The organism is Amycolatopsis sp. NPDC051071 (genome assembly GCF_040682875.1).
In the GTDB taxonomy this organism is placed as follows: domain Bacteria; phylum Actinomycetota; class Actinomycetes; order Mycobacteriales; family Pseudonocardiaceae; genus Amycolatopsis.
This window is the reverse complement of the sequence record NZ_JBFBBY010000196.1, coordinates 1-12,574: the sequence shown is the minus strand read 5'-3', so window position 1 is coordinate 12,574 and position 12,574 is coordinate 1. Positions and strand designations below refer to the sequence as shown.

Below are 12,574 nucleotides of genomic sequence, written 5' to 3'. Positions count from 1 at the left end.
CCACCGCCGCTCCCCCTCACACGACGTAGATGAAGGCCCCCTTCCTTGCGCCTAGCGCAAGGAAGGGGGCCTTCATGTACTGCCAAGAAGCCGTCAGTCGTGGTTCGGGCCCGTGTGGTACTCGAACACCAGTCCGCCGATGGCGACGATCACCAGGCCCAGCGCGATGATCAGCAGCCAGATGTGGAAGAACGCGAGCGCGACACCGGTCAGCGCGGCGGCCGCCGCGAGTGCGATCGGCCAGTAGCTGCCGGGGCTGAAGAAGCCCAGCTCACCGGCGCCGTCGCTGATCTCCGCGTCTTCCCGGTCCTCCGGCCGCGGCTCGATGCGCCGCGCCACGAACTGCAGGTAGCTGCCAGCGAGGAAGGCCAGGCCACCGGTGAGGATCAAGGCCACCACACCGACCGGCTCGACGCCGTCCCGGGTCATCGTTCCGGTCATGTACGCGTAGATACCCGCCACGACGACGGAGAAGACCGCGACGAGGAAGAAAATCCGTCCTTCGACCTTCATGGACGTTGCCTCACTCCTGTTTCGGGCTCGAACAAGCCGGGTCAGTTGGTCGCGACCCGCGCGGTGCGGTCGGTGTTGAACGGGGTGGTGGTGACGGCGTGCGGCGAGCAGAGCTCACCACAGTTCATGGCCGTCAGCGCCTCGGAAGCGGTGTTCGGCTTGCCGCTCTTCGGGTTCACCGCGCCGCGGAGCTGGATGTACTGCGCGTACTTATCCGCCGACAGCGCCCTGACCTCGAAGTTCATCCCCGAGTGGTAGGTGCCGCACAGTTCGGCGCAGCGGCCGACGAACGAACCTTCCCGGTCGATCGAGTTCTGGAAGGTGAAGTCCTGGTTGTTCTTCTCCGGGTCCGGCATGACGTCCCGCTTGAAGTTGAACTCGGGCACCCAGAACGAGTGGATGACGTCGGCCGACCGCAGGTTGTACTGGATCGTCTTCTTCGTCGGCAGGACGAGCAGCGGGATCTCGGACGAGCTGCCGACCGTGGTGATCTCGGGGTCGTCGTGGTTCTTGGAGTCGCTCTTGTACTTGAACTCCCAGTTCCACTGGAACGCGACGATGTCGACCGTGACGTCCGGGTTGTCCGTCTCGGCGAGCACGCGGTTCTCGGTGGTCGCGGTGAAGAAGAACAGCACGCAGACCATGATCGTCGGGACGACGACCGTGAAGATCTCCAGCGGGATGTTGTACTGGAACTGCCGGGGCAGTTCCTCTTCCGCGCCGTCGGCGGTCTTCTTCTTGCGGTGGAAGATCGCGGTCCAGAAGATCAGCGCCCAGACGATGACACCGACGGTCAGCGCGGCGATGACGGTCCACGTCCACAGCGTGCGCATGTCATGCGACTGCGGGGTCACCCCGGCAGGCCAGCCGAAGCGGAGGATCTCGTCCCCGGAGCAGCCCGTCGCGGTCAGCATCACCAGCACGGCGAGTGCGACTACGCGACCAGCCCTCTTAGCTGGCTCGCGCTCTGGATTTCCCACTGCGCCTTGCCCTTTCACCCAGAGCCTCCTCGACCGATCTTCGTGACATGGCGGAGCCTAGCCGAGTTACGGTGCCGCGCTGACCAAGGGGTAACCACAACACGCGTATCCCCCACCACATCCGGGTGTACGCCCGCACGGGCATACTGGGCCCTTCTCCCCCGCTCGGCCAACAAGAGGTGTGTGAACTAGACGTGTGCGGCCTGCTTGGACTCATCTGCTCGACCGAAGCCGACGCGGCCGGCGCCCGTGACGCGGTCGACGGCGCCATGCGCTGCCAGCGGCACCGCGGCCCCGACGAGCACGACACCTGGGCCGACGGCGAGGTGGTCTACGGCTTCAACCGGCTGGCCTTCATCGACGTCGACCACTCGCACCAGCCGCTGATCTGGGGTCCGCCGGAGGCGCCGGAGCGCTACACGCTGAACTTCAACGGCGAGATCTACAACTACCAAGAGCTGCGTGACGAGCTGGCCGCGGAGCATGGTGCGAAGTTCGCCACAGAGGGTGACGGCGAGGCGATCGTCGCGGCGTACCACTACCTCGGCGACGACGCGGTGAAGAAGCTGCGCGGCATGTTCGCCTTCATGATCTGGGACTCCCAGGAAAAAGTCGTCTTCGGCGCGCGCGACCCGTTCGGGATCAAACCGCTGTTCTACTCCGCCGGTCCCGGCAAGGTCGCCTTCTCGAGTGAGAAGAAGAGCCTGCTGGAGCTTTCGAGCGTGCTCGGCGTCGAGGAGAAGCTGGACCGCAAGGCCCTGCAGCATTACCTGGTGCTCCAGTACGTGCCGGAGCCCGAGTCACTGCACGCCGGGATCCGCCGCGTCGAGTCCGGCACGTCGTTCCGCGTTGTCCCCGGCGGGGACGTCGAATTCACCCGTTACTTCCACCCTCAGTTCAACGCGAAGCCGGTCAACGGCCAGGCCGAGGCGGACGCGCTGTACGAGCGCATCGCCGACGTCATGCGTGACTCGGTCGGCAAGCATATGATCTCCGACCCGGACGTCACGGTCGGCGCGTTCCTCTCCGGCGGCATCGACTCCACCGCGACCGCGACGCTGGCGAAGGAGCACAACCCGAACCTCATCGCGTTCACCACCGGGTTCGAACGCGAGGGCTACTCCGAGGTCGACGTCGCCGCCGAATCGGCCGCCGCGATCGGCGTGAAGCACGTGGTCCGCACGGTGTCGGCGGACGAGATGATGGAGGCGCTGCCCCTCATCGTCTGGTACCTCGACGACCCGGTGGCCGACCCGGCGCTCGTGCCGCTGTGGTTCATCGCCCGCGAAGCGCGTAAGCACGTCAAGGCCGTGCTGTCCGGCGAAGGCGCCGATGAGCTCTTCGGCGGCTACACGATCTACAACGAGCCGATCTCCCTGGCGCCGTTCGAGAAGATCCCCGGCGGGATGCGGAAGATCATCGGCAAGGTCTCCACGAAGATCCCCGAGGGCACCCGCGGCAAGGACCTGCTGCGCCGCGGCGCGCTGCCGCTGGAGGACCGCTACTACGGCAACGCGCGCAACTTCCGCGACGACCAGCTGCGTCACGTACTGCGCACGTACGAGGAAGGCGTCGGCTTCAAGGACGTCACCGCGCCTTGGTACAAGGTCTCCGAGGGCTGGGACCCGGTCGCGCGGATGCAGCACGTCGACCTCTACACCTGGCTGCGCGGCGACATCCTGGTCAAGGCCGACAAGGTCACCATGGCGAACTCGCTGGAACTGCGGGTGCCGTTCCTCGACGCCGAGGTGTTCAAGGTCGCCGCGAGCATCCCGCTCGACCAGAAGCTCGCGCACGGGACCACGAAGTACGCGCTGCGCCAGGCGCTGGCGAAGATCATCCCGGCGCATGTGCTGAACCGGCGCAAGCTCGGCTTCCCGGTGCCGATCCGGCTGTGGCTGCGCAACGAGATGTACGACTGGGCCAAGGGCATCATCAACGACTCCCGGACCGACGAGCTGCTCGACAAGAAGGCCATCCTCGGCCTGCTGGAGGAGCACAAGGCCGGGCAGCTCGACCGCAGCCGCCAGCTGTGGGCACTGCTGGTGTTCATGCTGTGGCACGGCATCTTCGTCGAGCACCGCATCAAGCCCGAGGTGCCGGAACCCGTCTATCCGGTGAAGCTCTAGTCACGACACTCGATGCTGGCCTTCACGGTGCACGCGGTGAAGGCCAGCATGGGGGGATGGACTTCGTCCTCGTGCACGGCACGACGCAGAGCCCGGCGAGCTGGGACCGGATGGTCAAACTGCTCACCGCCGCCGGGCACCGGGCCGTCGCGGTGGACCTGCTCACCCCGCGGGACCTCCCGGTCGAGGGCTACGCGCAGCAGGCCAGGGACCAGTACGACGGCGAGCGGCCGGTCGTGGTGGCGCATTCCGGCGCCGGGGTACTGCTCCCCGCGATCGCCGAAGCGCTCGACGCGCGGGCCATGGTCTGGGTCGCCGCCTACATCCCCGACTTCGCGGGTGGCCGGAGCCTGCGTGACGAGGTTCCCGCCGCGTTCGCCCCGGAGTGGGTCGGCGTGGACCCGACGGCCGACCAGGAGAAGGCGTCGGAGTTCCTGTTCCACGACTGCGATCCCGAGACCGAACACCAGGCCATGGACACCCTGCGGCTGTTCAGCCCGCCGGTCCTCGCCGAGCACCACGCGGAACCCGCTCCCGAGATCCCGTCGACGGTGATCGTCCCCACCCGGGACCGCACGCTGAAGCCGGAGTGGATGCGCGAGGCCGCCCGGGAGCGGCTCGGCGTCACCGCGATCGAGGTCGACGCCGGGCACTGCCCGCACCTGTCCCGGCCCGCCGAGCTCGCGGGGCTCCTGACCCGGCGCGCGTGAAGGCCCCCTTCACTCGGTCGAGTCCAGTTCAGCCGCGCGCCAGCGCGTCGGCGGGGGCATGGATGAACGAGGGAAGGGGGCCTTCACGCGCGTTATGCGAGCGTCACGCCGGCAGGATCGCGGCGATCTCCTCGGCGGACTCCGGGCCGAAGGCCTCCTTGAGCCGCGCCAGGGCGTCTTCACGCTGGAAGGTCCACTCCTGCGTACCGACGGTCTCCAGCACCAGCACGGCGATCAGCGAGCCCAGCTGCGCCGAACGCTCCAGGCTGAGGCCGCCGTCGAGACCGGCGATGAACCCGGCGCGGAAGCCGTCACCGACACCGGTCGGGTCGACCTTGCCGCGCTCCGGGACGGCGCCGATCTGCAGCGAGAGGCCGTCCTTGCCGATGATCTCGACACCCTTCTCCCCGAGCGTCGTGATCCGGATGCCGACGCGGTCGAGGACGTCGGCTTCGGTCCAGCCGGTCTTCTGTAGCAGCAGTTCCCATTCGTAGTCGTTGCTGAACAGGTACTTCGCGCCCTCGACGAAGGCACGCACCTGCTCGCCGTCCATCCGGGCCAGCTGCTGCGAAGGGTCGACGGCGAAGATGTAGCCGCGCTGGCGGCACTCCTCGGCGTGCCGGACCATGCCTTCGGGGTCGTCCGGGCTGATCAGTACCAGCGACAGCTCGCCGGCGTGCGCGGCGACCGGCGCCAGTTCGATGTTGCGGGATTCGGACATCGCGCCGGCGTAGAAGGTGGCGATCTGGCAGAGGTCCTCGTCGGTGGTGCAGACGAAGCGCGCGGTGTGCGCGACCTCGGACACCAGCACCCCAACGGTGTCGACGCCGTGCCGCTCCAGCCACGAGCGGTAGTCGGCGAAGTCGGAGCCCACCGCGCCGACCAGGATCGGGCTCTTGCCGAGTACGCCGAGGCCGAAGGCGATGTTCGCGCCGATCCCGCCCCGCCGGACGACGAGGTCGTCGGCGAGGAAGCTCAGGGAAACGCGGTGCAGCTGCTCGGCGACGAGCTGCTCGGCGAACCTGCCGGGGAAGTGCATGAGGTGATCGGTTGCGATACTGCCGGATACTGCGATCCTGGCGCTGTCTGCCACCGGTTCTCCTTGATCGGTCGGCCTCGCCGAAACGAGGACGGCTAAGTTACCCGCAGGTCATGCCCCATACGGGTTGCTTCAGGCACGGCCATGAACACTACCGGTTGGTAGTGGTGTCCCACTCGAACGCAAGTCATTAACTTGTCGTTCGTGACCTCCTCCGCGTATCACCTAGAACCGGAATCGATCGGCGAACTCATCGCCGACTGCGCCGGCATCCCGTCGTCCCTCCAGGCCGAGAACCTGCCACTGCCCCGGCAGATCGCTCCGCCGTGGACCGTGGACGAACGGTGTCTCGCCCAGGTCGCCGATCTGGACGCCTACGTCTGATCGGCGTTCCGGGCATGAAGAAGGGCCGCGACCTGGATGAGGTTCGCGGCCCTTCTTCATGTCGATACGCGTCAGTGGAAGCTGTCGCCGCAGGCGCAGCTCCCCGTCGCGTTGGGGTTGTCGATCGTGAAGCCCTGCTTCTCGATCGAGTCGACGAAGTCGATCACGGCGGTGGACACGTACGGCGCGCTCATCCGGTCGACGGCGACGCGGAGCCCGTCGAAGTCCCGGAACAGGTCGCCGTCGAGCGTGCGCTCGTCGAAGAACAGCTGGTAACGCAGACCCGCGCACCCGCCGGGCTGGACGGCGATGCGCAGGTGCATGTCGTCACGGCCCTCCTGTTCGAGCAGGGCCTTCGCCTTGGAGGCCGCGGAGTCGGTCAACGTGACGCCGTGGGTCTCCTCGGCGGTTTCGGCCTGAGCTGCGCCTGCCTGCTCAGCGGTCGTCATGGTTCTCCCTCTGGTCGAACTCGCTGCGGGTACTCGTCTTGCACATGGTCCAACACGTCGGAGTCCCGATCTGTTCCCCTCCATGGTGACATATCGCTCGGCCTGGTGCGTGGCACCGTGACGGCCGCGACTACCCTGGTGACGTGAGGTTCCTGCGCCGTAGCACCACAGACACCGCAACGACCGACACCGAGACACTCGACAACGAGGCCGTCGAGGTCCAGGCCAAGGCGTATACGCCCGGAAAGGGCAAGGCCACGCCCAAGCGGCGTGAGGCCGAGGCCAAGCGCCGTGGTCCGGTGGCACCCCCGCCGACCACCATGCGGGAGGCGATGAAGCGCAACAAGGAACTCCGCAAGTCCGCGAAGTCCGATCCGGAGTACAAGGCCAAGCAGCGCAACGCCGCCAAGGAACGCCGCGAGAAGATGATGGCGGGCGACGACAAGTACCTGCTCCCCCGCGACCGCGGTCCGGTCAAGGCGTATATCCGCGATCTGGTCGACTCGCGGCGCAACCTGCTCGGTCTCTTCATGCCACTCGCGATCCTGGTGTTCGTCGCGTTGCTGGTGCCGTACCCGGACGTGCAGCGCTACGCGACGCTGCTGTGCACCGTGATGCTGCTCGGTATGATCGTCGAGGGCGTGCTCAGCGGGCGGCGGATCGCGAAGATGGTCCGGCTGAAGTTCCCGAACGAAGTGGTCAAGGGCACCTCGGTCGGCTGGTACTCCTTCATCCGCGCGAGCCAGATCCGCAAGCTGCGTGTCCCGAAGCCGCGGGTCAAAGCCGGCGACAAGGTCTGAACAGGCGAAACCCAGGTCGTTAGCGTGCCTAACGGCCTGGGGTAGAGTCGGAACCATGGAGTTTCGACGCCTAGGCCGCAGCGGCCTCAATGTCAGTGAGATCTCGTACGGCAACTGGCTCACCCACGGGTCCCAGGTGGAAGAGGACCAGGCACAAGCCTGTATCAAGGCCGCGCTCGACGCGGGCATCACCACCTTCGACACCGCGGACGTCTACGCGAACACGGCCGCCGAATCGGTACTCGGCCGCGGGCTCAAGGGCCTGCGCCGCGAAAGCCTGGAGATCTTCACCAAGGTCTACTGGCCGACCGGCCCCAAGGGTCCCAACGACCAGGGACTCGGCCGCAAGCACATCATGGAGTCGGCGAACGCTTCGCTGAAGCGGCTCGGCACCGACTACGTCGACCTCTATCAGGCGCACCGCTTCGACCGGACAGTCCCGCTCGAAGAGACGTTCCTCGCCTTCGCCGACCTCGTCCGCCAGGGCAAGGTGCTCTACGTCGGTGTCTCGGAGTGGACCGCCGATCAGATCACCCAGGGCGCCGCGATCGCACGTGAGCTGAAGGTGCCGCTCGTCTCGAACCAGCCGCAGTACAACGCGCTGTGGCGGGTCATCGAGGCGCAGGTCGTCCCGGCGTCCGAACGTGAGGGCCTCAGCCAGATCGTCTGGTCGCCGATCGCGCAGGGCGTGCTCACCGGCAAGTACCAGCCCGGTCAGCCGCTGCCCGAGGGCTCCCGCGCGACGGACGAGAAGGGCGGCGCCAACATGGTCGCCCGCTTCCTCAACGACGACGTCCTCGAACGCGTCCAGCGGCTGCGGCCGATCGCGGACAAGGCGGGCCTGTCGCTGGCCCAGCTGTCGGTGGCGTGGGTGCTGCAGAACCCGAACGTCGCTTCGGCGATCATCGGCGCTTCGCGGCCGGAGCAGGTGCACGAGAACGTGAAGGCGGCCGGCGTGAAGCTGGACGCGGATCTGCTCGCCGCGATCGACGAGGCGCTCGACGGTGTTGTCGAGACCGACCCCACCCTCACCCGCAGCCCCTGATTTCCCCGCAAGTAGTCGACTAAACGCGGACGCTTTTCCCGCGTTTAGTCGACTACTTGCTTCAGTCGCCGTGTACCCGGGACTGGTACGCGATCTGACCGTCGAGGTCGAGGGCGTCACCGGGGGCGCGCAGTGGCTCGATCCCCAGCCCCCGCAGTAACCTGCTCGCCCCGGCCACGCGGTCGCCCGTCCGGCCGTCGAGCCGCTCCGGCCGGTGGCCCCGCTGGATCAGCAGGCCCTCGACGTCGTCGATCAGCCGGTACGGGTCGTAAACCTGCGGGTCAGGCACGGCCACCGCCGGGAACCCAGGTGTTCCCGGTGATCCTCTCGTAGACCTCGGTGTAGCGCTCGCGGGTCGCCTCGACGATCTCGTCGGGGACGGCGGGGCCGGGTGGCGTCTTGTCCCAGCCGGTGCTCGCGGACCAGTCGCGGACGAACTGCTTGTCGAACGCGTGCTGCGTCCGGCCCGGCTCGTAGTCGTCGGCGGGCCAGAAGCGCGAGGAGTCCGAAGTGAGGACCTCGTCCCCGAGCGTCAGCACCCCGTCGGCGTCGAAACCGAATTCGATCTTGGTGTCGGCGATGATGATGCCGTTCTTCGCCGCGTGCTCGGCACCCTTGGTGTAGACCTCCAGCGTCAGATCGCGAAGGCGATCCGCGGTCTCCTGCCCGATTTCGTTCACGACGTCGGCGAAGGTCATGAACTCGTCGTGTCCGGTGTCGGAGAGCTTCGTGGTCGGCGTGAAGATCGGCTCGGGGAGCTTGTCCGCCTCGATGAGACCGGCAGGCAGTTCGACACCGGAAACCTTGCCGTCACGCTGGTATTCACGCATTCCGAGACCGGTGAGATAACCGCGCGCGATGCATTCGACCTGGATCATTTTCAGCGGTTTGCAGCGCATGGCGCGGCCGGCGAATTCGGCCGGGACGTCGGTCGTGGAGAGGACGTGGTTCGGCACCACGTCGGCCAGCTTTTCGAACCACCAGGCGGAAAGCTGGTTCAGCAGCGAACCCTTGTCCGGGATCGGGGTCGGCAGCGAGACGTCATAGACCGAAACGCGATCCGAGGCGACGAGCAGGATGTCGCCGTCGATTTCGTAGAGGTCCCTGACCTTACCCGCGTGAATGTGCTTCATGCCCCGTCCTCGATGTTGTATTCGTAGAAAATCCATTGATCCGGCAACGCCACGGATTCGCCGTACTCGAGTACGTCGCCCTCCGCGGAGAGAAACCTGTTGCGGCTCAACAGGATCGCCGAACCCTCGGCCACGCCGAGTTCCGCCGCGTCCTCGGCACCCGCCAGCCCCGCGGCGTGCTGAGAACGAGTCGACGTCAGGACGCGGCCGGTCCTGTCCGCGACGTATTTGACCGTGCCTTCGACGATCCGCACGACCTCGAACAGCAACGGCGCCTTGGCCGCCACCGCACCGTCGAACCAGGAGACCGACGTCGATACCGGCCGTCCCTCACCCGCGTAAGTCGTCCTCCGCCGCCGAATCACCGGAGCACCCTCGTCCATCCCGAGCGCGCCCGCCACTCGGTCCGGCGCCGGAACGAGCCCGGCTTCCCGGATTTTCGCGTAGTGGCCCGGCGGATAGACCTTTCCGGTCCGCGCGATCGAGATCGTCCGATCGTGCGCGGAGCGGTGCAGCGCTCTGGTCTGCACCACTGTCCCGATGCCGGGGATCGCACGGACCAGACCTTCGGCCCGGAGCGTCGAGAGCACCTTCATCGCCGTCGCCATGGCGACGTTCCAGTTTCTGGCGATCTCACGCGCGGACGGGACCGTGTCGCCTTCCTTGAGCCTGCCCGAAACGATGTCGTCGCGAATGCTTCCGGCGATCTGGAGATACGGCGGTTCAGGTCGGTCGACGGCGGGCAAGGTGACTCCTCACAAGGTCGCGCGGTGCGCACAAGCGTTCTAGCACACCAATGGGCGAGCACCAAGGATCCTGCTCACACCCCATTATTACGTACTAGTACAGATTCTGGACGGTGCTCTAGTACACCTGTTACTCTCCGCAGAGTTCCCAAACCCGTTGGGGGTCTCGATGAACCATCTGAGCATCGACCAACTGCTCGAGGAGCTTCGAAGACGCCGGTGGGTCGTCTACATCTTCGGCCCACGGGAGGAACCCGAAGTCTGCGCCGCGGTGTTCCAGTGGGAGATCTGCGCCGATGTCATCATCCTGCGCGGCGAGGAACGGGCGAGCGCCTTCCGGGTCACCACACTTCCCGAGACGGACGTCTTCCAGCCCGCGCTCGTCTCCTGGCAGTACCACTCGACCGCCGACTGGACACTGCGGGCGGTGCTCAGCATCCCGCCCCCCGGTGACGTCGCCGCACCGATTCAGTTGCTGCAACCACATCCGGACTGCGCGATCCCGATGGACACGCGTCAGCAGGTCACCATCCTGCCCGCCAACGGAGCCAAGAAGGCCGACCAGGGAGATCCCTAACCTCGGCCGATCACCTGCTCGGCGACAACGAGGTCGTGCGGGTAGGTGATCTTGAGGTTCTCCGCGCTGCCCGGAACCCACCGCACCGGCAGCGCGGAGAACCTTTCCATGCACGAAGACGTGTCCGTGCCGACGAATCCCTCGCGTTCGGCCGTTTCGTACGCCTCCAGCAACGGGTCCGCGCGGAAACCTTGCGGCGTTTGCACCCGGATCGCGCCGGGCAGCGCCCCGGAAACGGTATCGCCGTCCACGCGGACGATGTCATCGGCGGCGACACCGGGTACCGCTCCCCCGTACTTCCGGGTGTCGGCGAGGACGTCCGCGATCAGTTCCGGCGTGACGAGCGGACGGGCCGCGTCGTGCAGCAGCACCGCGTCGATCTCACCGCTCTCGATCCGGGAAGCCAAGTGGCGCAAGGCATTCAGTTCCGAGCCTTGACGTGTCGCTCCGCCGTGCACGAGTTCGACATCACCCGAATGCGAGTCGAGTACTTCCCGCGCGAGTTCCGTGTCCTGCGGCCGGATGACCAGCACGAGCACGTCAATGCCGGGTACGCGGGCGAAGGCGTCGAGCGACCACGCGACCACGCGTTTGCCCGCCACCGGCAGGTAGACCTTGTTGAGCTTGGCGCCGACCCGGGTGCCCGCACCGCTCGCGAGCACCACTCCGGCCGCCTTCGTCTGAGCCACAGGCAACTCTGGCACAGCCGAGTCGGTAGGTTGGGCGCGGCCACCGAAGCGATCCGAAGGGCAAGGCGTTGGAAGACGAAATCCTCGAGTTCGCCGAAGTCGAGCAGCCTGATGAACACGCACGCTCGGCGGCGATCGCCCTGCACTCGAAACTGATCAAACCCGCCGGGTCGCTGGGCAGGCTCGAAGAACTGGGCGTGTGGGTCGCGGCCTGCCAGGGCCAGTCACCGCCGCGCCCGTTCACCCGGCCCCGCGTCGTGGTGTTCGCCGGGGACCACGGCATCGCCGCGAAGGGCGTCTCGGCCTATCCGAGCGAGGTCACCGCGCAGCTCGTCGGCAGCATGCTGACCGGCGGCGCGGCCATCAACGTGCTGGCGGCCTCCGCGGGCGCCAGTGTCCGGGTCGTCGACATGGCCGTGGACAGCGACGCCCCCGCGACGCGGTCGATCGGCGAGTACAAAGTGCGGCGCGGCTCCGGTTCGATCGACGTCGAAGACGCGCTGACCGACGACGAGGCACGCGCCGCCATCCGCGCGGGCCGGGCGATCGCCGACGCCGAGGTCGACGGCGGGGCCGATCTGCTCATCGCGGGCGACCTCGGGATCGGCAACAGCACCCCGGCCTCGGTTCTGGTCGCGGCGCTGACCGGCAGTGAACCGGTGGCCGTCGTCGGCCGCGGTTCCGGCATCGACGACAACGCGTGGATGCGCAAGGCCGCCGCGGTCCGGGACGCGCTCCGCCGGGCCAGGACGGTGCTGGCCGATCCGGTCGCACTCCTGCGCACCGCCGCCGGCGCCGACATCGCCGCGATGACCGGGTTCCTCGCGCAAGCCTCAGTCCGAAAGACGCCCGTGATCCTCGACGGCCTGGTCGCCGCCGCGGCCGCGCTGGTCGCCGAGGAACTCGTCCCCGGCGCGCGGCAGTGGTGGACCGCCGGCCAGCGCGGCGGCGAACCCGCGCACGCGCTGGCGCTGGAGCACCTCGACCTGGACCCGATCCTGGACCTGGACGTCCGGCTGGGTGAAGGGACGGGCGCGGTCGTGGCGCTGCCGCTGGTGTTCATGGCTACTCGGGTGCTCGCGGAGATGGCGACGCACGAGCAGGCCGGGGTGACCGGGCCGTTGATCGAGACTCCCGCTTCCTGAGGTTTCTCGGGTCCTTGGTCCTTGGTCCTTGGTCCTTGGGTCCTCGGTCCTTCGCCTGCCCTTTCGGTCCTTCGCCTGGCCTTGGGTGCCCTTGGGTGTCATGAAAGGGTCTTTCAAGACGTTTTTCGTCTTGAAAGACCCTTTCGCAACCGAAACCTGCTCTGACCTGCACGTAGCCACCCTAGGCGCCTTTCGCGGTACGCGATGGGTACGCGCGGCCCCGCCCAGCGAACGC

General features: G+C 67.3%; 15 protein-coding genes. 7 read left to right on the top strand and 8 right to left on the bottom strand.

The genetic code is table 11. The annotated features are described in order from the left end of the window. Positions 1-93: 93 nt before the first annotated feature. Together AB0M65_RS36150 and AB0M65_RS36145 are read right to left on the bottom strand one after the other, a co-directional pair. Positions 94-513, bottom strand: coding sequence for a cytochrome c oxidase subunit 4 (locus AB0M65_RS36150; RefSeq protein WP_364038368.1), 420 nt, complete (start codon positions 511-513; stop codon positions 94-96). Between the two features lie 41 nt (positions 514-554). Beyond that, positions 555-1,427 carry a cytochrome c oxidase subunit II gene (locus AB0M65_RS36145; protein ID WP_364038365.1) on the bottom strand — a complete coding sequence of 291 codons (873 nt, stop codon included), beginning with the start codon at positions 1,425-1,427 and terminating at the stop codon, positions 555-557. A 260-nt stretch (positions 1,428-1,687) separates the two neighbouring features. Between AB0M65_RS36145 and asnB the strand changes: the two genes are divergently transcribed. Together asnB and AB0M65_RS36135 are read left to right on the top strand one after the other, a co-directional pair. Continuing rightward, entirely contained in the window at positions 1,688-3,622 is a 1,935-nt protein-coding gene (gene asnB / locus AB0M65_RS36140; protein WP_364038362.1) for an asparagine synthase (glutamine-hydrolyzing), read from the top strand. Positions 3,623-3,678: 56 nt separating this feature from the next. Beyond that, the gene (locus tag AB0M65_RS36135) at positions 3,679-4,332 is read left to right on the top strand and encodes an alpha/beta hydrolase (protein ID WP_364038359.1); all 654 of its coding nucleotides are present in this window, start codon (positions 3,679-3,681) and stop codon (positions 4,330-4,332) included. Between the two features lie 103 nt (positions 4,333-4,435). On the opposite strand, the gene AB0M65_RS36130 is transcribed toward AB0M65_RS36135, so the two are convergent. Beyond that, positions 4,436-5,425, bottom strand: coding sequence for a carbohydrate kinase family protein (locus AB0M65_RS36130; RefSeq protein ID WP_364038356.1), 990 nt, complete (start codon positions 5,423-5,425; stop codon positions 4,436-4,438). A 141-nt stretch (positions 5,426-5,566) separates the two neighbouring features. Between AB0M65_RS36130 and AB0M65_RS36125 the strand changes: the two genes are divergently transcribed. Further along, positions 5,567-5,755 carry a hypothetical protein gene (locus AB0M65_RS36125; protein ID WP_181773806.1) on the top strand — a complete coding sequence of 63 codons (189 nt, stop codon included), beginning with the start codon at positions 5,567-5,569 and terminating at the stop codon, positions 5,753-5,755. 71 nt (positions 5,756-5,826) lie between these two features. Here the strand turns inward: AB0M65_RS36125 and AB0M65_RS36120 are convergent, their stop codons facing one another. Further along, positions 5,827-6,204, bottom strand: coding sequence for an iron-sulfur cluster assembly accessory protein (locus tag AB0M65_RS36120; RefSeq protein WP_364038352.1), 378 nt, complete (start codon positions 6,202-6,204; stop codon positions 5,827-5,829). Positions 6,205-6,347: 143 nt separating this feature from the next. Here AB0M65_RS36120 and AB0M65_RS36115 point away from each other — a divergent pair, with 143 nt between their 5' ends. After that, complete coding sequence (locus AB0M65_RS36115; protein ID WP_364038349.1) at positions 6,348-7,004, top strand: DUF3043 domain-containing protein; 657 nt, start codon at positions 6,348-6,350, stop codon at positions 7,002-7,004. 55 nt (positions 7,005-7,059) lie between these two features. After that, complete coding sequence (locus AB0M65_RS36110) at positions 7,060-8,049, top strand: aldo/keto reductase family protein (protein ID WP_364038346.1); 990 nt, start codon at positions 7,060-7,062, stop codon at positions 8,047-8,049. Positions 8,050-8,110: 61 nt separating this feature from the next. Here the strand turns inward: AB0M65_RS36110 and AB0M65_RS36105 are convergent, their stop codons facing one another. From AB0M65_RS36105 to AB0M65_RS36095, 3 genes are read right to left on the bottom strand one after another with little or no spacing between them, the layout of a single operon-like run. After that, entirely contained in the window at positions 8,111-8,338 is a 228-nt protein-coding gene (locus AB0M65_RS36105; protein ID WP_364038343.1) for a hypothetical protein, read from the bottom strand. Then, complete coding sequence (locus AB0M65_RS36100; protein ID WP_364038340.1) at positions 8,331-9,182, bottom strand: phosphoribosylaminoimidazolesuccinocarboxamide synthase; 852 nt, start codon at positions 9,180-9,182, stop codon at positions 8,331-8,333. Before AB0M65_RS36100 ends, AB0M65_RS36105 begins: the two co-directional genes overlap by 8 nt. Beyond that, positions 9,179-9,928: a GntR family transcriptional regulator gene (locus AB0M65_RS36095; protein ID WP_364038337.1), complete on the bottom strand. Its 750-nt coding sequence runs from the start codon at positions 9,926-9,928 to the stop codon at positions 9,179-9,181. Before AB0M65_RS36095 ends, AB0M65_RS36100 begins: the two co-directional genes overlap by 4 nt. A gap of 169 nt (positions 9,929-10,097) precedes the next feature. Between AB0M65_RS36095 and AB0M65_RS36090 the strand changes: the two genes are divergently transcribed. Beyond that, the gene (locus AB0M65_RS36090; protein ID WP_364038334.1) at positions 10,098-10,505 is read left to right on the top strand and encodes a hypothetical protein; all 408 of its coding nucleotides are present in this window, start codon (positions 10,098-10,100) and stop codon (positions 10,503-10,505) included. On the opposite strand, the gene AB0M65_RS36085 is transcribed toward AB0M65_RS36090, so the two are convergent. Further along, a complete protein-coding gene (locus AB0M65_RS36085; protein ID WP_364038371.1) occupies positions 10,502-11,170 on the bottom strand; it encodes an IspD/TarI family cytidylyltransferase in 669 nt (222 codons plus the stop codon). The genes AB0M65_RS36090 and AB0M65_RS36085 overlap by 4 nt on opposite strands. 92 nt (positions 11,171-11,262) lie before the next feature. Here AB0M65_RS36085 and cobT point away from each other — a divergent pair, with 92 nt between their 5' ends. Continuing rightward, a complete protein-coding gene (gene cobT, locus AB0M65_RS36080) occupies positions 11,263-12,339 on the top strand; it encodes a nicotinate-nucleotide--dimethylbenzimidazole phosphoribosyltransferase (RefSeq protein ID WP_364038331.1) in 1,077 nt (358 codons plus the stop codon). Positions 12,340-12,574: the final 235 nt, after the last annotated feature.

Coding starts and splice junctions, on each gene's coding strand:
- AB0M65_RS36145 (WP_364038365.1), bottom strand. CDS start 1,427: ATGCTGACCGCGACGGGCTGCTCCGGGGACGAGATCCTCCGCTTCGGC.
- AB0M65_RS36120 (WP_364038352.1), bottom strand. CDS start 6,204: ATGACGACCGCTGAGCAGGCAGGCGCAGCTCAGGCCGAAACCGCCGAG.
- AB0M65_RS36110 (WP_364038346.1), top strand. CDS start 7,060: ATGGAGTTTCGACGCCTAGGCCGCAGCGGCCTCAATGTCAGTGAGATC.
- AB0M65_RS36135 (WP_364038359.1), top strand. CDS start 3,679: ATGGACTTCGTCCTCGTGCACGGCACGACGCAGAGCCCGGCGAGCTGG.
- AB0M65_RS36100 (WP_364038340.1), bottom strand. CDS start 9,182: ATGAAGCACATTCACGCGGGTAAGGTCAGGGACCTCTACGAAATCGAC.
- AB0M65_RS36090 (WP_364038334.1), top strand. CDS start 10,098: ATGAACCATCTGAGCATCGACCAACTGCTCGAGGAGCTTCGAAGACGC.
- AB0M65_RS36150 (WP_364038368.1), bottom strand. CDS start 513: ATGAAGGTCGAAGGACGGATTTTCTTCCTCGTCGCGGTCTTCTCCGTC.